The following is a 20,034-nucleotide window of genomic DNA, read 5'->3' as shown; positions in this document are numbered from 1 at the left end:
GAGGATGTTATGGTTACTATTCGTTTAGCTCGTCACGGCGCTAAAAAGCGTCCGTTCTACCAGGTTGTTGTTACCGACAGCCGTAATGCACGCAACGGTCGCTTCATCGAGCGCGTTGGCTTCTTTAACCCAATCGCTAGCGAAAAAGAAGAAGGCACTCGCCTGGATCTGGATCGCATCGCTCACTGGGTTGGCCAGGGCGCGACTATTTCTGATCGCGTAGCTACGCTGATCAAAGCAGCAAACAAAGCAGCTTAATCTGTCACGGTGGTCATGATGAGCAAGCAACTCGCCGCACAGGCTCCTGTAGAACCCATCGTTTTGGGGAAAATGGGGTCTTCTTACGGTATCCGTGGTTGGCTCAGAGTGTTTTCTTCCACTGAAGACGCCGAAAGCATTTTTGACTATCAGCCCTGGTTTATCCAGAAGGCGGGTCAGTGGCAGCAAGTACAGCTGGAAAGCTGGAAGCACCACAATCAGGATCTGATCATCAAGCTGAAAGGCGTTGACGATCGTGATTCGGCGAATCTACTGACTAATTGCGAAATTGTCGTGGATTCCTCGCAGTTGCCAGCGCTGGAAGATGGTTCCTACTACTGGAAAGACCTTATGGGCTGCCAGGTAGTGACCACTGAAGGCTACGATCTCGGTAAAGTCGTCGATATGATGGAAACCGGTTCGAATGACGTCATCGTCATCAAGGCAAACCTGAAAGATGCGTTTGGTATCAAGGAACGTCTTGTGCCGTTCCTCGATGGGCAGGTTATCAAGAAAGTCGATCTCGCTACTCGTACTATCGAAGTAGATTGGGATCCTGGTTTTTAAACCACCGGATAAACGGTAAAAGTCGGCGTTATGGGGATTGGCTTGTGTTTATAGGTATCGTTAGCCTGTTTCCAGAAATGTTCCGCGCAATTACCGATTACGGGGTAACTGGCCGGGCAGTAAAAAATGGCCTGCTGAACATCCAGAGTTGGAGTCCTCGTGACTTTACTCATGACCGGCACCGTACCGTGGACGATCGTCCGTACGGCGGCGGACCGGGGATGTTAATGATGGTGCAACCTTTACGGGACGCCATTCATGCAGCAAAAGCTGCGGCTGGTGAAGGCGCAAAGGTGATTTATCTGTCACCTCAGGGACGCAAGCTTGATCAAGCGGGCGTTAGCGAACTGGCCACGAATCAAAAGCTGATTCTGGTATGTGGTCGCTATGAAGGAATAGATGAGCGCGTGATTCAAACCGAAATTGACGAAGAATGGTCAATCGGCGATTACGTACTCAGCGGTGGTGAGTTACCGGCAATGACGCTGATCGACTCCGTTTCCCGGTTTATTCCGGGAGTTCTGGGTCATGAAGCTTCAGCAATCGAAGATTCGTTTGCTGATGGATTGCTGGATTGCCCGCACTATACCCGACCTGAAGTGTTAGAGCAGATGGAAGTACCGGCAGTGTTACTGTCAGGAAACCACGCTGAGATACGTCGCTGGCGTTTGAAACAGTCGCTGGGCCGGACCTGGCTTAGAAGACCTGAACTTCTGGAAAACCTGGCTCTGACTGAAGAGCAAGCAAGGTTGCTGGCGGAGTTCAAAAAGGAACACGCACAACAGCAACATAAACATGATGGGCAGGCGTAAGCCCCCAATATCAGTTTACCCAGGATAAGAGATTAAATTATGAGCAACATTATTAAGCAACTTGAACAAGAACAGATGAAGCAGGACGTACCTTCCTTCCGTCCGGGTGATACCGTGGAAGTGAAAGTATGGGTTGTTGAAGGTTCCAAAAAACGTCTGCAGGCATTCGAGGGCGTGGTTATCGCTATTCGTAACCGCGGTCTGCACTCTGCATTCACTGTTCGTAAAATTTCCAACGGCGAAGGCGTTGAGCGTGTCTTCCAGACTCACTCTCCGGTAGTTGACAGCATTGCTGTTAAACGTCGTGGTGCTGTTCGTAAAGCTAAACTGTACTACCTGCGTGAGCGCACTGGTAAGTCTGCTCGTATCAAAGAGCGTCTTAACTAAGATTCGCGCAAGCGACATCCTGTTAGAAAAGGGCTGGCCGAAAGGCTGGCCCTTTTTTTATCCCGACGTTTGCTCTGTTGTTCTTTATGGCAATGGAATGACTGCGCGGCGCGCAGCCAGTTGGGGGATGATTATGGCGCCGTGATCACGACTGCAACGCGACGATTTTCAGCACGACCTTTTGATGTCTGGTTGCTGGCAATGGGATATTTCTTCCCGAGACCCTGAGTCGTCAGGTTGGTGCGGGGAATGTTGGCACCCTGTGCCCAGGCATCGGCAACCACATTCGCGCGTTTGAGTGACAGAGCTTCGTTATAGCTGTCTTCACCGTAGTTATCAGTATGACCGTCCAGGCGAGCATGATTTAGCCCGGTAGCTGCCAGTTTGGATGCCATTTCCTTGATCTGTTTTTCACTTTCAGGACGGAGTTTATAGTCATTTTTATCAAACAGGATGTTATCAGACAGGCCCAGAGACCAGTCTCCGGAAGCTTCGGTAAATCCGTACGATTTCATGGCTGCAATTTGCTCTGGGGTAAATTTTCCCTGAGGCGCCTGACAGCCTGCCAGAATCAGTAAAAGCAGAAGAAACGGGGATAATAAACGTTTTACCATGTGTGTAATTCCTTATTTAATAATAGTGCGTTCAGAACGCAAATTTTTGGCCTGATACATATTTTGATCGGCAAGTTCTTGTAATTTCTCGGCAGAGGCATGTTCCCACGTCAGCGCAAAACCGATGCTGAGTGTCATGCTTGCTAAATGACCATTATGCAGGTCAAAAGGTCGGTTAAACTCTTGTGACAGTGCCGCGCAGATTCGCTGAACCTCATATTCAGAATGAACGCTATATAGCACCATCGCGAACTCGTCGCCGCCAAGTCTGTATGGCGAATGTCGATTACCGCCAAATTCGGACAGCCTTTTAGCGACTTCAATCAGAACCCGATCCCCCGCAGCGTGGCCCCAGGTATCATTGATAAATTTAAAATTATCACCATCAAGGAATAACAAAGCGGAGCTGCTGTGGGCGGCATCGTCATTCATCAGCGCGTTAATACTGCTACGAAAAGCGGCGCGATTTGCCAGGCCCGTCAGAGGATCATGTAGCGCGGTACGCAAAAGTTGAGCGTTCTTTGCCTGCAGCCGAAGTTGCCACTCCTCCATCTCGTCCAGCAGACTATTAAAGTCCTGGGCAAAAAGATGAAACTCCTCAATGCGTTCCTCGGAAACGCGTCGCGAAAAGTTACGGTTGGTACGTACATCATGTACCACCTCGGTTATATTTTGCAGGGCTTCCACGACGCCATTGTGTAAATAGCGGGTGAGCATTAATGCTATGCCTGATGCCAACAAAATGCACCCGGTAAGAACGGCCAGCGACAAATAGATGAAACGGCTGATAACGCTATCGCGTGCAGTCAATCGTACTTCGCCGATGACGTTGCCATTATGCAAAATAGGCTGAGTGACCGGTTGTGGGAACAGCCAGTGGCTGATCAGTCCGCTGATCTTCTCCGTGGTGTCTTGCGCGTTATAGCGCCAGGTGGCGATCACCTTCTGGTGTTTATTACGAACTTCCGCAACGGAAAATTGCCCTTGCTGGCCCAGTGCCGCCAGTGTTTCAGTTGCTGCAACACTATCAGAAAAGACTAATGCAGCTTCAAGCGTGCGGGTCATGGTCGCGGCAGTCAGATCCAGGTTCTTTTGCGCATACTGTCTTAAGGCCAGCACGGAAGAAATGCTGAGCAGCAGCCAGATCAACGTCATCGTCACCAGGACACTGATTATGCTGATACGCCGTAATGTCCGTTTAAACGTCGGGCGTGTTACAGGAGAATGGCCCTTATCCATGCTTATTATTCCGTGCAAGCATCAATACGTCAGGACTGACCCTTACGCCGCTGCGTGAAAGGGAATCCATATTTACGGAAAATCTCACATCTTCATCTTTAATTATGAGGCAAAAGGCGCTGCCAATAACGCATTCGGGATTTTGTTCTGCAATTAATAGCAATGCCTTAGTCGGATATTTATTCTTTAATTCCACCTGATAAGTAGGTGATTCTTTTCCAAAATAAAAACCGTCACATTGCGAAACTAATATTTCTTGTTCCGTACGAATGATGACGGGAAGATAGGGTAATGCCCCAGTACTGGTATCTTCCAGAACACTGGAAAAACGCGATGAAGAGAAAATACACAGTTTGGGTGGCCCGGAAAGAGCAGGCCAGCGTGTATAACTGACGATGCCGGAAACCATAGCACGTACAGATTTTGCTTCTTCTGTAACGCTTTGGGCGTACAGCGGTAACCCGGTCAGGAGCAGTGCCAGTAGAAGTATGAGTCGGTAAGAATAGCTCATGAATAGTTACCTACCAGCGTTTGCCGTAAAGCGTCGAAATACATTCAAGATTGTTTAAGACAAAATAACATTATTTTCCTAAGTCGTCATTATTCCAGGGGTAAAGCTGATGGCGATTTAAGTTAAATCCTAGTTGGCTGTAAAATTTAAGCCATTGTTTAGTTTAATCTTATTGAGGCAGTACCTTCGTTTGCTCCTTTTTTCCAGGCATCGTGTAACTGGTCAATATTTTCGACCGTATCACAACTTGCAGGAAAGGTTTTCCCGGCCAGACCTCTGGCGTAAACAAAATCTTGCTGGCAGATTTTGCGTTGTCCTTCGGCGTAACCCTTAAGATATTTCGTACGATCGACTTCGGGATCATTGAAGTTGTCGGCAAGAGTTTCATTATCTTTAACGGCATAGCCCGAAATGGCATCTTGTATCCCGGCGTCATACCAGTCAGTACCAGTCCAGGTGGGGGCATGGGTATAGGGATCTATCTGACATCCGCTAAGAAGGAATAGAAATAAGATGCTGATGAGTTGCTTCATTGCCTGTGCTCCCTTGTTTTTTTAAGCATAGCGGATCTGAAAATTCGTGGTGTAAATTTAAGTGTACATATATAAGAGCTGTTTTTGCCTTAAAATAACGCCGTGTAAATTAAAATTTACGGATTGTGGATTGAAATCTTTACCTGTTATGGTATCGTTATTTCCTCCTCGCTGAGGATCAACTATCGCAAACGAGCTAAACAGGATCACCATCATGCAAAAAGACGCGCTGAACAACGTACATATTACCGACGAACAGGTTCTGATGACCCCGGAGCAGCTGAAAGCTGAATTTCCGCTGAGCCAGGAGCAAGAGGCGCAAATCGCCCAGTCGCGTAAAACCATCTCAGATATTATCTCCGGTCGCGATCCGCGCCTGCTGGTCGTATGTGGCCCATGCTCCATTCACGATCCTGAAATGGCTATTGAGTATGCTCGTCGATTTAAAGCCCTTGCCGCAGAGGTCAGCGATAGCCTCTACCTGGTGATGCGCGTCTATTTTGAAAAACCCCGTACCACCGTTGGCTGGAAAGGGTTAATTAACGATCCTCATATGGATGGCTCTTTTGATGTTGAAGCAGGTCTGAAAATTGCACGTCAGCTGCTGCTTGAACTGGTAAATATGGGACTGCCGCTGGCAACTGAAGCGCTGGATCCAAATAGCCCGCAATACCTGGGCGATCTGTTTAGCTGGTCCGCAATCGGAGCCCGTACTACGGAATCGCAGACTCACCGCGAAATGGCTTCCGGTCTTTCCATGCCGGTCGGCTTTAAGAATGGTACTGACGGTAGTCTGGCGACCGCCATTAATGCCATGCGTGCGGCTGCGCAGTCGCACCGCTTTGTTGGTATTAATCAGGCCGGGCAGGTTGCGCTGTTGCAAACTCAGGGGAATCCGGATGGCCACGTGATCCTGCGCGGGGGTAAAGCGCCAAACTACAGCCCGACAGATGTCGCCCAGTGCGAAAAAGAGATGGAGCAGGCGGGACTACGACCTTCTCTGATGGTAGATTGCAGTCATGGTAATTCCAATAAAGATTACCGCCGTCAGCCTGCCGTGGCTGAATCCGTAATTGCACAAATCAAAGATGGCAATCGCTCGATCATTGGTTTGATGATTGAAAGTAATATTCACGAAGGCAACCAGTCTTCTGAACAGCCGCGCAGCGAAATGAAATACGGCGTGTCCGTAACCGATGCCTGCATTAGCTGGGAAATGACGGATGCGCTGCTGCGTGAAATTAGTCAAGATTTAAACGGTCAGCTGTCGGCGCGTGTAGCATAAGAGGTTGGTTATGGTTGCTGAATTGACCGCATTACGCGATCAAATTGATGAAGTCGACAAGGCGCTGCTGGATTTACTGGCACGCCGCCTGGAGCTGGTTGCCGAAGTTGGTGAAGTAAAAAGCCGTTTTGGGTTGCCGATTTACGTGCCGGAACGGGAAGCCTCTATGCTTGCCTCTCGCCGGGCGGAAGCGGAAGCCCTTGGCGTGCCGCCGGACCTGATTGAAGATGTGCTACGCCGCGTTATGCGTGAGTCCTATTCCAGTGAGAACGACAAAGGGTTTAAAACGCTTTGTCCTTCTCTGCGGCCGGTGGTGATCGTCGGCGGCGGCGGTCAGATGGGGCGTCTGTTTGAAAAAATGCTCACCCTGTCAGGTTACCAGGTGCGGATCCTGGAACAGCAGGATTGGGATCGCGCGCCGGAGATCGTCTCTGATGCGGGCATGGTGATCGTCAGTGTGCCGATCCACGTCACCGAGCAGGTGATCGCCAAACTACCGCGTCTGCCTTCTGACTGCATCCTGGTGGATCTGGCTTCAGTGAAAAATGGTCCTTTGCAGGCGATGCTGGCTGCACATGATGGCCCGGTGTTGGGGTTACACCCAATGTTTGGTCCGGACAGTGGCAGCCTGGCAAAGCAGGTCGTCGTTTGGTGTGATGGACGTCAGCCGGAAGCCTATCAGTGGTTTCTGGAACAGATTCAGGTATGGGGTGCACGACTACATCGGATCAGCGCCGTTGAACACGATCAGAACATGGCGTTTATTCAGGCATTGCGTCACTTTGCGACCTTTGCTTACGGTCTGCATTTAGCGGAAGAGAATGTTCAACTGGAGCAACTGCTGGCGCTCTCTTCGCCGATTTACCGTCTTGAACTGGCGATGGTTGGCCGTCTGTTTGCCCAGGATCCGCAGCTCTATGCCGATATTATTATGTCGTCTGAGAGCAACCTTGCGCTGATCAAACGCTACTATCAACGTTTTGGTGAGGCGATCGGTTTACTGGAACAGGGCGATAAGCAAGCGTTTATCGACAGTTTCCGTAAGGTGGAGCATTGGTTTGGCGATTATGCGAAACGCTTCCAGAGTGAAAGCCGTACTTTGTTACGCCAGGCGAATGACAGCCGTCCTTAATTAAGATGCCGGATGGCGGCTTCGCCTTATCCGGCCTACAAAAATCGCATGAATTGTAGGCCGAATAAGCGTAGTGCCATCCGGCATTGTCAAACGTTAGCTCGGATCGACCGGCACCACGTTCTCACTCGGATAGCATCCCAGTACTTTCATCGAACGTGTAATCTCACCCAGCTCTTTCAATGCTTTTTGCATTTGGGGCGATTCCAGGTTGGCCTGGATATCAAGATAAAACATCTCTTCCCACGGATTGCCGTGAATCGGGCGTGACTCCAGTTTAGTCATAATCAGATTATGGTTACGCAGCACCAGCAATGCTTCTACCAGCGCACCGGCCTGTTGTCCTGTTGCCATCAGCAACGTGGTTTTTGCCGGAACCTGGTCGGAAACATTGATGGCTTTGCGCGCCAGTACCACAAAGCGGGTGATGTTTTGTGTTTGGTTAGCTTCAATGTGCTCAAGAACCTGCAAACCATACAGCACGCCTCCGGCTTCGCTCCCCAGAGCCGCCACGTGCGGCGAGTTAGCCTGCGCAACTTTTTCCATTGCCGCAGAGGTGCTTTCGGTGTACTCAATCTTCCAGTGTGGATGACGACTCAGGAATTTGCTGCACTGCTGGAACGGCTGTGGATGGCTGTATACCGTTTCAATGGTCTCAAGATCCGTCGTGCCGGACACCAGTACACAGTGGTCTATCGTAATGGTCATCTCGCCAACAATAGACAGGCTGGTGTGCTGTAGCAGGTCGTAAACGTCGTTAATCCCACCGGAACTGGTGTTTTCAATCGGAACCACAGCATAGTCAGCCTGTCCGGTTTCGACCTGATTAAAGATATCGGCAAATTTTGCGCAGCCGCTTTCAATAAATTGTTCAAAATGGCGGGCGGCGTACTGACGTGCTGCCAAATGGGAATATGATCCTTTTGGCCCCAGGAAGGCTACGCGCGCGGAATGTGGGTTAATTTTGTTCAGGTGCTGCTGGAGCAGAGCCTGTTGAGTCAGGACGGAGTCTTCGATTATGAGCTGGAACAGGCGGGTAATGTAGTGAGCATCGAGATGATGTGCTTTGCCCAACTGAATCAGACGGTCCAACAGGTCACGTTCACGGTCGATATCTCGTACCGGACGATGTGAAAGCAGTTTGGCTTTACCAACTTCTACGGCCAGTCCACGTCGCTCAGCCAGCAGGGCCAGTAATTTTTCATCCAGCGTGCTGATCTTATCGCGCAGCGCCAGCAATGGGTTTTCCGATGTCATAGTGTTGCCTTTCTTGTTATCAATAAAAAAGGCCCCCCGTTGTGGGAGGCCTTATTGTTCGTCTTCGCATTCTTTATCACACGACGAAACGCCTCCCATTCAGGGGAAGGTAAAAAAGAATGCGAAGAAGAACGGAACAAGTTTCATGTAATTTTCCTTTGGCTACGTCAGTAAAGTACCCGTACTGTTTTCACCCTGTCAACAAAAAACGCGCCCGAAGGCGCGTTGGCGATACACTCAATGTAAGGGACTACTCTTCTTCTGCTTCGACGAAGTTGGCGTCTTTGACTGAAGTTGTTGCACGACGGGCTTCGCCTTTGTGCTGCACTTTATTGAGCTGCCGTTCCAGCTTGTTGATCAAATCGTTAATTGCGGTGTACATATCCTCGTGTTTTGCGCTGGCGACCAGATGTCCGTTCGGTGTATTGATGGTGGCATCAGCAATGAAACCCTGTGGCTCCTTAGACAGAATGATATGTGGATTAATCAGATGAGTTTGCCATTTTTCAAGTTTGGCGAGACGGTCTGCGACATGCTGGCGAATTGCCGGAGTAATTTCCATTTGTTTACTGGTAATGTTCATTGTCATAAATTTTACCTCTTGTCTTTCCCGTCTTGGTGATTCCAGCATACCGTTCCCAATGTCAAAATGCGTGATGTAAATCACATTTTTTTGTCGCTTTTTGTCAAGAAAACCTTTTTGTGAGGCACCGCAGGAACAGGCGATTTTTTACTTGAGGAATACCTGAAAGCAGGCCATATTTGATGGGATGCGTCGGAGCTAAACCGCTTCAGTTGTAGCGTTAACGGATAAAAAAACGGCAGCCCTTGGGCTGCCGTTTTGCATTCTGAGGCAAATCAGGTATTGCTGCTGTTAGCGGCAATGATTTTCGCTACTTTTTCTGCCTGCGCATTCATCTGCATCTGGCGATAAGCTTTTTCCATTAACGGCAGAGCATCACGTGTTGCCTGAGTATCAGGGTAGTCGCGCAGCATGCCTTCCACACGGTTTACCACGGCAACCCATGCACCGCGGGCAGTGTAGTATTCCGCAACAGAATATTCATACTTCGCCAGACGATCTTTCAGGAACACCAGACGTTTGGTGGCATCAGTGGTGTACTGGCTGTTCGGATAGCCACGTACCAGTTTGGAAAAGTCATTAAACGCAGCTCGGGCGTGTTGGGGATCGCGATCGCTGCGATCAACACCAAAGAATCCTTGCAGTGCGCTATCATCCAACGCCATATTGGTCAGGCCACGCATATACATGACATAATCAATGTTAGGGTGTGTCGGGTTAAGACGGATAAAACGATCGATAGCAGCCTGAGCAAGTGGCAGATCGGCGTTTTTGTAGTAGGCGTAGATGAGATCTAATTGCACCTGCTGAGAATACGGTCCAAATGGATAACGGTTATCCAACGCTTCCAATTGCGTTATTGCCTGTTTCCAGTTACCGTCCTGCAGCTTTTGCTGAGCAGTCGCGTAGATTTCATTTGGCGGATTATCGGGCACCTCTTCCTTTGAACCAGAGCAACCCGCCAAAAACAGGCTCAACGTGGCTGCTGCCACCAGATATTTCATGCGCGTCATGACGTTTTGACTTTCCTCAAAATGTAATACGGGAGATTCTCTGTTCCTGCTCCCGGTTAAGACCAGCTACAATAGCACACTATATTAAACGGCAAAGCCGTAAAACCCAACGTTAAACGAAGAAGCAGTTTATGGCACAACGAGTAGAACTCACCGCAACAGTCTCCGAAAATCAGCTCGGTCAACGCTTAGATCAGGCTTTGGCCGAATTGTTCCCTGATTATTCGCGATCGCGCATAAAAGAATGGATCCTCGACCAGCGCGTGCTGGTAAATGGCAATCTTTGCGATAAACCGAAAGAAAAAGTGTTGGGTGGAGAGCGTGTCTCCATCAATGCAGAAATTGATGAAGAGGTTCGTTTTGAACCTCAGGATATCCCACTGGATATCGTTTATGAAGATGATGATATTCTTGTCATCAACAAACCCCGTGACCTTGTAGTGCATCCGGGCGCCGGAAATCCTGATGGTACGGTATTGAATGCGTTACTGCATTACTACCCGCCAATCGCGGATGTTCCTCGTGCCGGTATCGTACACCGTCTGGATAAAGACACGACCGGATTAATGGTGGTGGCAAAAACGGTTCCGGCACAAACACGTCTGGTTGAGTCATTGCAGCTGCGCGAAATTACCCGTGAGTACGAAGCCGTAGCAATTGGTCACATGACTGCTGGCGGAACCGTTGAGGAACCGATTAGCCGTCACCCGACCAAGCGTACGCACATGGCGGTACACCCAATGGGGAAACCGGCGGTAACGCACTATCGCATTATGGAACACTTCCGTGTGCACACGCGTCTGCGGTTGCGTCTGGAAACCGGACGTACGCACCAGATCCGCGTGCACATGGCACATATCACTCATCCGCTGGTGGGCGATCAGGTCTACGGCGGTCGTCCACGTCCACCGAAAGGCGCTTCTGACGAATTTATCTCCGTACTGCGTAAGTTCGACCGCCAGGCGCTACATGCGACCATGCTGCGTTTGTATCATCCGATTTCCGGTATCGAAATGGAATGGCATGCGCCGATCCCACAAGATATGGTGCAATTGATTGAAGTGATGCGCGCTGATTTCGAAGAACATAAGGATGATATTGCCTGGCTATGAGTAAGCTAATTGTTCCGCAGTGGCCGATACCGCAAGGTGTCGCGGCGTGTAGTTCTACCCGTATTGGCGGAGTCAGTATGCCGCCTTACGATTCGCTGAATCTGGGCGCCCATTGCGGCGATAACCCGGAGCATGTTGAAGAGAACCGCAAACGACTGTTTGCTGCGGGCAATCTGCCGTCAAAGCCGGTCTGGCTGGAGCAGGTCCACGGTAAGGATGTCCTGAAACTGACAGGCGGGCCTTACGCCTCCAAACGCGCAGATGCGTCGTATAGCAACACGCCGGGCACAGTGTGTGCGGTAATGACCGCTGATTGTCTGCCGGTGCTGTTTTGCAATCGCGCCGGGACGGAAGTGGCTGCGGCCCATGCGGGTTGGCGAGGATTATGCGCTGGCGTGCTGGAAGAGACGGTGGCGTGTTTTGCCGACGAACCTGAAAACATTATTGCCTGGCTAGGTCCGGCGATAGGCCCAAACGCCTTTGAAGTGGGAGCAGAAGTTCGCGAGGCATTCATGACGAAAGATCCGCAAGCGGACCTCGCATTTGTACCGCGCGGCGACAAGTATCTGGCGGATATCTACCAGCTTGCCCGTCAGCGGCTGGCAAATGTCGGCGTGGAGAACCTCCACGGCGGCGACCGTTGCACCTTTAGTGAAAGTGAGACGTTCTTCTCTTATCGTCGCGACAATACCACGGGTCGTATGGCAAGTTTTATTTGGCTGATATAACCTAAAGAATCAAGACGATCCGGTACGTGTAATTTTCTTTTCACATAATTCAGGTCATTCACCTTGAATAATTGAGGGATGACCTCATTTAATCTCCAGTAGCAATTTTGACCTGTTATGGGAGGAGTTATGCGTCTGGATCGTCTTACCAATAAATTCCAGCTTGCTCTTGCCGATGCCCAGTCACTCGCATTGGGGCACGACAATCAATTCATCGAACCACTTCATCTAATGAGCGCCTTGCTGAATCAGGAAGGGGGATCGGTACGTCCTTTATTAACGTCTGCTGGCATTAATGCTGGCCAGTTACGTACAGCCATTGACCAGGCGTTGAGCCGCTTGCCGCAGGTAGAAGGTACCGGCGGTGATGTGCAGCCTTCTCAGGAACTGGTGCGTGTACTGAATCTTTGCGACAAGCTGGCGCAAAAACGTGGGGACAACTTTATTTCGTCAGAACTGTTCGTTCTGGCGGTGCTTGAGTCACGCGGTACGCTGACCGACTTATTAAAATCAGCAGGGGCGACGACCGCCAATATCACTCAGGCAATTGAACAAATGCGTGGAGGTGAAAGCGTGAATGACCAGGGGGCTGAAGACCAACGTCAGGCCTTGAAAAAATACACCGTCGATCTGACTGAACGTGCTGAACAGGGCAAACTCGATCCAGTTATCGGCCGTGATGAAGAAATTCGCCGTACCATTCAGGTGCTGCAACGTCGTACTAAAAATAACCCAGTGTTAATCGGTGAACCCGGTGTCGGTAAAACAGCCATTGTTGAAGGGCTGGCCCAACGCATCATCAATGGTGAAGTGCCGGAGGGCTTAAAAGGCCGTCGTGTACTGGCGCTGGATATGGGCGCGCTGGTGGCTGGGGCCAAATATCGCGGTGAGTTTGAAGAGCGCTTAAAAGGTGTGCTGAACGATCTCTCGAAACAGGAAGGCAACGTCATTCTGTTTATCGACGAATTGCATACCATGGTTGGGGCGGGTAAAGCCGATGGCGCGATGGACGCCGGGAACATGCTGAAACCAGCGCTGGCTCGCGGGGAACTGCACTGCGTAGGTGCCACAACGCTTGATGAATATCGCCAGTACATCGAAAAAGATGCGGCGCTGGAACGTCGTTTCCAGAAAGTGTTTGTGGCTGAACCTTCAGTGGAAGACACCATCGCAATCTTGCGTGGCCTGAAAGAACGTTATGAGCTGCACCATCATGTGCAGATTACTGACCCGGCGATTGTTGCGGCAGCTACGTTGTCTCATCGTTATATTGCCGATCGTCAGTTACCGGATAAAGCTATCGACCTTATTGACGAAGCGGCATCCAGCATTCGTATGCAGATTGACTCCAAGCCGGAGGAACTCGACAGACTCGACCGCCGTATTATCCAGCTCAAACTGGAACAGCAGGCATTAATGAAAGAGTCTGATGAGGCAAGTAAAAAACGTCTCGATATGCTCAACGAAGAGCTGGACGACAAAGAGCGCCAGTATTCTGAGTTAGAGGAAGAGTGGAAAGCTGAAAAAGCCTCCCTCTCGGGAACGCAAACTATCAAGGCTGAGCTGGAGCAGGCAAAAATCGCCATCGAACAGGCGCGCCGCGTTGGCGACCTGGCGCGGATGTCTGAACTGCAGTACGGCAAAATTCCTGAACTGGAAAAACAGCTGGAAGCAGCCACCCAGTCTGAAGGCAAAACCATGCGTCTGCTGCGTAATAAAGTCACGGATGCAGAAATTGCTGAGGTGCTGGCGCGCTGGACCGGGATCCCGGTTGCTCGCATGCTGGAAGGCGAACGGGAAAAACTGTTGCGTATGGAACAGGAGCTGCACAGCCGTGTGATTGGTCAGAACGAAGCGGTGGAAGCCGTTTCTAACGCCATCCGTCGTAGCCGCGCGGGCTTGTCCGATCCGAATCGTCCGATTGGTTCATTCTTGTTCCTTGGTCCAACCGGGGTCGGTAAAACCGAACTGTGCAAAGCGCTGGCAAACTTTATGTTCGACAGTGACGACGCAATGGTGCGTATCGATATGTCCGAGTTTATGGAGAAACACTCGGTGTCTCGCTTGGTTGGGGCACCTCCGGGATATGTCGGTTATGAAGAAGGTGGGTATCTGACGGAAGCAGTACGTCGTCGTCCTTACTCTGTCATCCTGCTGGATGAAGTGGAAAAAGCGCACCCGGATGTGTTCAACATTCTGCTGCAGGTGCTTGACGATGGTCGTCTGACTGACGGACAGGGAAGAACGGTCGACTTCCGTAATACGGTTGTCATCATGACCTCAAACCTGGGGTCTGATCTAATCCAGGAACGCTTTGGTGAGCTGGATTACGGCCACATGAAAGATATGGTGCTGGGCGTCGTGAGCCATAACTTCCGCCCGGAATTCATCAACCGTATAGATGAGGTTGTTGTATTCCATCCGTTGGGTGAGCAGCACATTGCTTCTATTGCTCAGATTCAGCTGCAGCGTCTGTACAAACGTCTGGAAGAACGTGGCTATGAAATCCATATTTCTGACGAGGCGCTTAAACTGCTGAGTGCGAATGGTTACGATCCGGTATATGGCGCACGTCCATTGAAACGTGCTATCCAGCAGCAGATCGAAAACCCGCTGGCGCAGCAAATTCTGTCTGGTGAACTGATTCCGGGCAAAACGATTCGTCTGGAAGTGAATGACGATCGCATCGTGGCAGTGCAGTAAGTCACAAAACAACAATAAACGGGCCCAGCGGGGCTCGTTTTTGTTTAAAATTCAGGCGAAAATAGACGTATTGATTGAAAAGTAATCGCTTGATAAGTTTTTTATATTTTTAACTTGTCAGCCCGAAATAACTCCCTATAATGCGCCTCCACTGACACGGAACAACGGATTACAAGCCGCCGGGTCAGCGGGGTTCTCCTGAGAATCTCGTAGAGAAAAGCAAAAATAAATGCTTGACTCTGAATGAGGAAAACGTAATATACGGGACCTCGCGACAGAGCGCTAAAGCGCGTCGCAACTGCTCTTTAACAATTTATCAGACAATCTGTGTGGGCACTCGAAGATACGGATTCTTAACGTCGCAAGACGAAAAATGAATACCAAGTCTCTGAGTGAACATACGTAATTCATTACGAAGTTTAATTCACGAGCATCAAACTTAAATTGAAGAGTTTGATCATGGCTCAGATTGAACGCTGGCGGCAGGCCTAACACATGCAAGTCGAACGGTAGCACAGAGGAGCTTGCTCCTTGGGTGACGAGTGGCGGACGGGTGAGTAATGTCTGGGAAACTGCCCGATGGAGGGGGATAACTACTGGAAACGGTAGCTAATACCGCATAACGTCGCAAGACCAAAGAGGGGGACCTTCGGGCCTCTTGCCATCGGATGTGCCCAGATGGGATTAGCTAGTAGGTGGGGTAACGGCTCACCTAGGCGACGATCCCTAGCTGGTCTGAGAGGATGACCAGCCACACTGGAACTGAGACACGGTCCAGACTCCTACGGGAGGCAGCAGTGGGGAATATTGCACAATGGGCGCAAGCCTGATGCAGCCATGCCGCGTGTATGAAGAAGGCCTTCGGGTTGTAAAGTACTTTCAGCGAGGAGGAAGGCGTTGTGGTTAATAACCGCAACGATTGACGTTACTCGCAGAAGAAGCACCGGCTAACTCCGTGCCAGCAGCCGCGGTAATACGGAGGGTGCAAGCGTTAATCGGAATTACTGGGCGTAAAGCGCACGCAGGCGGTCTGTCAAGTCGGATGTGAAATCCCCGGGCTCAACCTGGGAACTGCATCCGAAACTGGCAGGCTAGAGTCTTGTAGAGGGGGGTAGAATTCCAGGTGTAGCGGTGAAATGCGTAGAGATCTGGAGGAATACCGGTGGCGAAGGCGGCCCCCTGGACAAAGACTGACGCTCAGGTGCGAAAGCGTGGGGAGCAAACAGGATTAGATACCCTGGTAGTCCACGCCGTAAACGATGTCGACTTGGAGGTTGTGCCCTTGAGGCGTGGCTTCCGGAGCTAACGCGTTAAGTCGACCGCCTGGGGAGTACGGCCGCAAGGTTAAAACTCAAATGAATTGACGGGGGCCCGCACAAGCGGTGGAGCATGTGGTTTAATTCGATGCAACGCGAAGAACCTTACCTACTCTTGACATCCAGAGAACTTAGCAGAGATGCTTTGGTGCCTTCGGGAACTCTGAGACAGGTGCTGCATGGCTGTCGTCAGCTCGTGTTGTGAAATGTTGGGTTAAGTCCCGCAACGAGCGCAACCCTTATCCTTTGTTGCCAGCGGTCCGGCCGGGAACTCAAAGGAGACTGCCAGTGATAAACTGGAGGAAGGTGGGGATGACGTCAAGTCATCATGGCCCTTACGAGTAGGGCTACACACGTGCTACAATGGCATATACAAAGAGAAGCAACCTCGCGAGAGCAAGCGGACCTCATAAAGTATGTCGTAGTCCGGATTGGAGTCTGCAACTCGACTCCATGAAGTCGGAATCGCTAGTAATCGTGGATCAGAATGCCACGGTGAATACGTTCCCGGGCCTTGTACACACCGCCCGTCACACCATGGGAGTGGGTTGCAAAAGAAGTAGGTAGCTTAACCTTCGGGAGGGCGCTTACCACTTTGTGATTCATGACTGGGGTGAAGTCGTAACAAGGTAACCGTAGGGGAACCTGCGGTTGGATCACCTCCTTACCTTAAAGAACCTGCCTTTGTAGTGCTCACACAGATTGTCTGATGAAAAGTAAATAGCAAGGCGTCTTGCGATTGAGACTTCAGTGTCCCCTTCGTCTAGAGGCCCAGGACACCGCCCTTTCACGGCGGTAACAGGGGTTCGAATCCCCTAGGGGACGCCACTTGCTGGTATGTGTGAGTGAAAGTCGCCGACCTCAATATCTCAAAACTTACCTTCGGGTGACGTTTGAGATATTTGCTCTTTAAAAATCTGGATCAAGCTGAAAATTGAAACGACACACTGTTTCATTTCTCCGTAATAAGAAATGAAAAATGGTGTGTTCGAGTCTCTCAAATTTTCGCAACACGATGATGAATCGAAAGAAACATCTTCGGGTTGTGAGGTTAAGCGACTAAGCGTACACGGTGGATGCCCTGGCAGTCAGAGGCGATGAAGGACGTGCTAATCTGCGATAAGCGTCGGTAAGGTGATATGAACCGTTATAACCGGCGATTTCCGAATGGGGAAACCCAGTGTGATTCGTCACACTATCATTACGTGAATACATAGCGTAATGAAGCGAACCGGGGGAACTGAAACATCTAAGTACCCCGAGGAAAAGAAATCAACCGAGATTCCCCCAGTAGCGGCGAGCGAACGGGGAGCAGCCCAGAGTCTGAATCAGCTTGTGTGTTAGTGGAACGGTCTGGAAAGTCCGACGGTACAGGGTGATAGTCCCGTACACCAAAATGCACAGGTTGTGAACTCGAAGAGTAGGGCGGGACACGTGGTATCCTGTCTGAATATGGGGGGACCATCCTCCAAGGCTAAATACTCCTGACTGACCGATAGTGAACCAGTACCGTGAGGGAAAGGCGAAAAGAACCCCGGCGAGGGGAGTGAAAAAGAACCTGAAACCGTGTACGTACAAGCAGTGGGAGCATCCTTTTGGGTGTGACTGCGTACCTTTTGTATAATGGGTCAGCGACTTATATTCTGTAGCAAGGTTAACCGTATAGGGGAGCCGAAGGGAAACCGAGTCTTAACTGGGCGTTAAGTTGCAGGGTATAGACCCGAAACCCGGTGATCTAGCCATGGGCAGGTTGAAGGTTGGGTAACACTAACTGGAGGACCGAACCGACTAATGTTGAAAAATTAGCGGATGACTTGTGGCTGGGGGTGAAAGGCCAATCAAACCGGGAGATAGCTGGTTCTCCCCGAAAGCTATTTAGGTAGCGCCTCGTGAATTCATCTTCGGGGGTAGAGCACTGTTTCGGCTAGGGGGTCATCCCGACTTACCAACCCGATGCAAACTGCGAATACCGAAGAATGTTATCACGGGAGACACACGGCGGGTGCTAACGTCCGTCGTGAAGAGGGAAACAACCCAGACCGCCAGCTAAGGTCCCAAAGTCATGGTTAAGTGGGAAACGATGTGGGAAGGCACAGACAGCCAGGATGTTGGCTTAGAAGCAGCCATCATTTAAAGAAAGCGTAATAGCTCACTGGTCGAGTCGGCCTGCGCGGAAGATGTAACGGGGCTAAACCATGCACCGAAGCTGCGGCAGCGACACTATGTGTTGTTGGGTAGGGGAGCGTTCTGTAAGCCGTTGAAGGTGTATCGTGAGGTATGCTGGAGGTATCAGAAGTGCGAATGCTGACATAAGTAACGATAATGCGGGTGAAAAACCCGCACGCCGGAAGACCAAGGGTTCCTGTCCAACGTTAATCGGGGCAGGGTGAGTCGACCCCTAAGGCGAGGCCGAAAGGCGTAGTCGATGGGAAACAGGTTAATATTCCTGTACTTGGTGTTACTGCGAAGGGGGGACGGAGAAGGCTATGTTAGCCGGGCGACGGTTGTCCCGGTTTAAGCATGTAGGCGGAGGTTCCAGGTAAATCCGGTACCTTTTTAACGCTGAGGTGTGATGACGAGGCACTACGGTGCTGAAGTAACAAATGCCCTGCTTCCAGGAAAAGCCTCTAAGCATCAGGTAACACGAAATCGTACCCCAAACCGACACAGGTGGTCAGGTAGAGAATACCAAGGCGCTTGAGAGAACTCGGGTGAAGGAACTAGGCAAAATGGTGCCGTAACTTCGGGAGAAGGCACGCTGATATGTAGGTGAAGTGATTTACTCATGGAGCTGAAATCAGTCGAAGATACCAGCTGGCTGCAACTGTTTATTAAAAACACAGCACTGTGCAAACACGAAAGTGGACGTATACGGTGTGACGCCTGCCCGGTGCCGGAAGGTTAATTGATGGGGTTATCCGTAAGGAGAAGCTCTTGATCGAAGCCCCGGTAAACGGCGGCCGTAACTATAACGGTCCTAAGGTAGCGAAATTCCTTGTCGGGTAAGTTCCGACCTGCACGAATGGCGTAATGATGGCCAGGCTGTCTCCACCCGAGACTCAGTGAAATTGAACTCGCTGTGAAGATGCAGTGTACCCGCGGCAAGACGGAAAGACCCCGTGAACCTTTACTATAGCTTGACACTGAACACTGGTCCTTGATGTGTAGGATAGGTGGGAGGCTTTGAAGTGTGGACGCCAGTCTGCATGGAGCCATCCTTGAAATACCACCCTTTAATGGCTGGTGTTCTAACGTGGACCCGTAATCCGGGTTGCGGACAGTGTCTGGTGGGTAGTTTGACTGGGGCGGTCTCCTCCTAAAGAGTAACGGAGGAGCACGAAGGTTAGCTAATCCTGGTCGGACATCAGGAGGTTAGTGCAAAGGCATAAGCTAGCTTGACTGCGAGAGTGACGGCTCGAGCAGGTGCGAAAGCAGGTCTTAGTGATCCGGTGGTTCTGAATGGAAGGGCCATCGCTCAACGGATAAAAGGTACTCCGGGGATAACAGGCTGATACCGCCCAAGAGTTCATATCGACGGCGGTGTTTGGCACCTCGATGTCGGCTCATCACATCCTGGGGCTGAAGTAGGTCCCAAGGGTATGGCTGTTCGCCATTTAAAGTGGTACGCGAGCTGGGTTTAGAACGTCGTGAGACAGTTCGGTCCCTATCTGCCGTGGGCGCTGGAGAATTGAGGGGGGCTGCTCCTAGTACGAGAGGACCGGAGTGGACGCATCACTGGTGTTCGGGTTGTCATGCCAATGGCATTGCCCGGTAGCTAAATGCGGAAGAGATAAGTGCTGAAAGCATCTAAGCACGAAACTTGCCCCGAGATGAGTTCTCCCTGAGACTTTAAGTCTCCTGAAGGAACGTTGAAGACGACGACGTTGATAGGTCGGGTGTGTAAGTGTAGCGATACATTGAGCTAACCGATACTAATGAACCGTGAGGCTTAACCTTACAACGCCGAAGATGTTTTGGCGAAGA

At 50.6% G+C, this 20,034-nt stretch carries 17 protein-coding genes, 1 tRNA gene, 2 rRNA genes and 1 other annotated feature; of the genes, 12 read left to right on the top strand and 8 right to left on the bottom strand.

The window, feature by feature from the left end; genetic code table 11:
* The first annotated feature begins 9 nt into the window (after positions 1-9).
* From rpsP to rplS, 4 genes are read left to right on the top strand one after another with little or no spacing between them, the layout of a single operon-like run.
* The gene (gene rpsP, locus WN16_RS21525; RefSeq protein WP_003031228.1) at positions 10-258 is read left to right on the top strand and encodes a 30S ribosomal protein S16; all 249 of its coding nucleotides are present in this window, start codon (positions 10-12) and stop codon (positions 256-258) included.
* 18 nt (positions 259-276) lie between these two features.
* Positions 277-825 (top strand): ribosome maturation factor RimM, encoded by a 549-nt coding sequence (gene rimM, locus WN16_RS21520; RefSeq protein ID WP_003031230.1) that lies wholly within the window; start codon positions 277-279, stop codon positions 823-825.
* 44 nt (positions 826-869) lie between these two features.
* Positions 870-1,637, top strand: coding sequence for a tRNA (guanosine(37)-N1)-methyltransferase TrmD (trmD, locus tag WN16_RS21515; protein ID WP_003031232.1), 768 nt, complete (start codon positions 870-872; stop codon positions 1,635-1,637).
* 39 nt (positions 1,638-1,676) lie between these two features.
* Positions 1,677-2,024, top strand: coding sequence for a 50S ribosomal protein L19 (gene rplS, locus WN16_RS21510; RefSeq protein WP_002914145.1), 348 nt, complete (start codon positions 1,677-1,679; stop codon positions 2,022-2,024).
* 131 nt (positions 2,025-2,155) lie between these two features.
* On the opposite strand, the gene WN16_RS21505 is transcribed toward rplS, so the two are convergent.
* The 4 genes from WN16_RS21505 to WN16_RS21490 form a co-directional block, all read right to left on the bottom strand.
* Positions 2,156-2,638 carry an OmpA family protein gene (locus WN16_RS21505; RefSeq protein ID WP_044699554.1) on the bottom strand — a complete coding sequence of 161 codons (483 nt, stop codon included), beginning with the start codon at positions 2,636-2,638 and terminating at the stop codon, positions 2,156-2,158.
* A 12-nt stretch (positions 2,639-2,650) separates the two neighbouring features.
* A complete protein-coding gene (gene dgcN, locus WN16_RS21500; protein WP_032937960.1) occupies positions 2,651-3,877 on the bottom strand; it encodes a diguanylate cyclase DgcN in 1,227 nt (408 codons plus the stop codon).
* On the bottom strand, positions 3,870-4,388 hold the full coding sequence (locus tag WN16_RS21495; protein WP_003839843.1) for a YfiR family protein: 519 nt from the start codon (positions 4,386-4,388) through the stop codon (positions 3,870-3,872). The genes dgcN and WN16_RS21495 overlap by 8 nt, the downstream gene beginning before the upstream one ends.
* Before the next feature lie 158 nt (positions 4,389-4,546).
* On the bottom strand, positions 4,547-4,921 hold the full coding sequence (locus tag WN16_RS21490) for a DUF2799 domain-containing protein (RefSeq protein WP_003845849.1): 375 nt from the start codon (positions 4,919-4,921) through the stop codon (positions 4,547-4,549).
* A gap of 214 nt (positions 4,922-5,135) precedes the next feature.
* Here WN16_RS21490 and aroF point away from each other — a divergent pair, with 214 nt between their 5' ends.
* Positions 5,136-6,206 carry a 3-deoxy-7-phosphoheptulonate synthase AroF gene (gene aroF, locus WN16_RS21485; RefSeq protein WP_044699552.1) on the top strand — a complete coding sequence of 357 codons (1,071 nt, stop codon included), beginning with the start codon at positions 5,136-5,138 and terminating at the stop codon, positions 6,204-6,206.
* Positions 6,207-6,216: 10 nt separating this feature from the next.
* Positions 6,217-7,338, top strand: a complete 1,122-nt coding sequence (gene tyrA / locus WN16_RS21480; RefSeq protein ID WP_044699550.1) for a bifunctional chorismate mutase/prephenate dehydrogenase — start codon at positions 6,217-6,219, stop codon at positions 7,336-7,338.
* 96 nt (positions 7,339-7,434) lie between these two features.
* Here the strand turns inward: tyrA and pheA are convergent, their stop codons facing one another.
* From pheA to bamD, 4 genes are all read right to left on the bottom strand, one after another.
* Positions 7,435-8,595 carry a bifunctional chorismate mutase/prephenate dehydratase gene (gene pheA, locus WN16_RS21475; RefSeq protein ID WP_044699548.1) on the bottom strand — a complete coding sequence of 387 codons (1,161 nt, stop codon included), beginning with the start codon at positions 8,593-8,595 and terminating at the stop codon, positions 7,435-7,437.
* Positions 8,596-8,617: 22 nt separating this feature from the next.
* Positions 8,618-8,743 (bottom strand) — a sequence feature (Phe leader region).
* A complete protein-coding gene (pheL, locus tag WN16_RS21470) occupies positions 8,695-8,742 on the bottom strand; it encodes a pheA operon leader peptide PheL (RefSeq protein WP_100250063.1) in 48 nt (15 codons plus the stop codon). Its footprint overlaps the feature before it by 48 nt.
* Positions 8,744-8,845: 102 nt before the next feature.
* Positions 8,846-9,184: a ribosome-associated translation inhibitor RaiA gene (gene raiA / locus WN16_RS21465; protein ID WP_003031244.1), complete on the bottom strand. Its 339-nt coding sequence runs from the start codon at positions 9,182-9,184 to the stop codon at positions 8,846-8,848.
* A gap of 269 nt (positions 9,185-9,453) precedes the next feature.
* Positions 9,454-10,191, bottom strand: a complete 738-nt coding sequence (bamD, locus tag WN16_RS21460) for an outer membrane protein assembly factor BamD (RefSeq protein ID WP_003031245.1) — start codon at positions 10,189-10,191, stop codon at positions 9,454-9,456.
* A 131-nt stretch (positions 10,192-10,322) separates the two neighbouring features.
* Here bamD and rluD point away from each other — a divergent pair, with 131 nt between their 5' ends.
* From rluD to WN16_RS21430, 6 genes are all read left to right on the top strand, one after another.
* A complete protein-coding gene (gene rluD, locus WN16_RS21455) occupies positions 10,323-11,303 on the top strand; it encodes a 23S rRNA pseudouridine(1911/1915/1917) synthase RluD (protein ID WP_003031246.1) in 981 nt (326 codons plus the stop codon).
* Entirely contained in the window at positions 11,300-12,031 is a 732-nt protein-coding gene (gene yfiH, locus WN16_RS21450; protein WP_044699543.1) for a purine nucleoside phosphorylase YfiH, read from the top strand. Before rluD ends, yfiH begins: the two co-directional genes overlap by 4 nt.
* A 129-nt stretch (positions 12,032-12,160) precedes the next feature.
* Entirely contained in the window at positions 12,161-14,734 is a 2,574-nt protein-coding gene (gene clpB / locus WN16_RS21445; protein WP_003031249.1) for an ATP-dependent chaperone ClpB, read from the top strand.
* A gap of 441 nt (positions 14,735-15,175) precedes the next feature.
* Positions 15,176-16,717, top strand: a 16S ribosomal RNA gene (locus WN16_RS21440).
* A gap of 85 nt (positions 16,718-16,802) precedes the next feature.
* Positions 16,803-16,878: transfer RNA gene (locus WN16_RS21435), tRNA-Glu, on the top strand.
* Between the two features lie 221 nt (positions 16,879-17,099).
* Positions 17,100-20,007 (top strand): 23S ribosomal RNA (locus WN16_RS21430).
* The 16S and 23S rRNA genes sit together here with 1 tRNA gene alongside, the layout of an rRNA operon.
* The last annotated feature ends 27 nt before the right edge of the window (positions 20,008-20,034 follow it).

Origin of the sequence: Citrobacter sp. ABFQG, from assembly GCF_004322975.1 — a bacterium.
GTDB classification, from domain to species: Bacteria; Pseudomonadota; Gammaproteobacteria; order Enterobacterales; family Enterobacteriaceae; genus Citrobacter; species Citrobacter freundii.
This window is presented reverse-complemented; position numbering and strand designations above follow the sequence as displayed.

Bases quoted from the DNA above. Each gene is read 5' to 3' on its own strand.
- pheA (WP_044699548.1), bottom strand. From the start codon at position 8,595: ATGACATCGGAAAACCCATTGCTGGCGCTGCGCGATAAGATCAGCACG.
- raiA (WP_003031244.1), bottom strand. From the start codon at position 9,184: ATGACAATGAACATTACCAGTAAACAAATGGAAATTACTCCGGCAATT.
- dgcN (WP_032937960.1), bottom strand. From the start codon at position 3,877: ATGGATAAGGGCCATTCTCCTGTAACACGCCCGACGTTTAAACGGACA.
- rluD (WP_003031246.1), top strand. From the start codon at position 10,323: ATGGCACAACGAGTAGAACTCACCGCAACAGTCTCCGAAAATCAGCTC.
- WN16_RS21505 (WP_044699554.1), bottom strand. From the start codon at position 2,638: ATGGTAAAACGTTTATTATCCCCGTTTCTTCTGCTTTTACTGATTCTG.
- WN16_RS21495 (WP_003839843.1), bottom strand. From the start codon at position 4,388: ATGAGCTATTCTTACCGACTCATACTTCTACTGGCACTGCTCCTGACC.
- bamD (WP_003031245.1), bottom strand. From the start codon at position 10,191: ATGACGCGCATGAAATATCTGGTGGCAGCAGCCACGTTGAGCCTGTTT.
- aroF (WP_044699552.1), top strand. From the start codon at position 5,136: ATGCAAAAAGACGCGCTGAACAACGTACATATTACCGACGAACAGGTT.
- rpsP (WP_003031228.1), top strand. From the start codon at position 10: ATGGTTACTATTCGTTTAGCTCGTCACGGCGCTAAAAAGCGTCCGTTC.
- tyrA (WP_044699550.1), top strand. From the start codon at position 6,217: ATGGTTGCTGAATTGACCGCATTACGCGATCAAATTGATGAAGTCGAC.
- yfiH (WP_044699543.1), top strand. From the start codon at position 11,300: ATGAGTAAGCTAATTGTTCCGCAGTGGCCGATACCGCAAGGTGTCGCG.
- WN16_RS21490 (WP_003845849.1), bottom strand. From the start codon at position 4,921: ATGAAGCAACTCATCAGCATCTTATTTCTATTCCTTCTTAGCGGATGT.
- clpB (WP_003031249.1), top strand. From the start codon at position 12,161: ATGCGTCTGGATCGTCTTACCAATAAATTCCAGCTTGCTCTTGCCGAT.
- rplS (WP_002914145.1), top strand. From the start codon at position 1,677: ATGAGCAACATTATTAAGCAACTTGAACAAGAACAGATGAAGCAGGAC.
- rimM (WP_003031230.1), top strand. From the start codon at position 277: ATGAGCAAGCAACTCGCCGCACAGGCTCCTGTAGAACCCATCGTTTTG.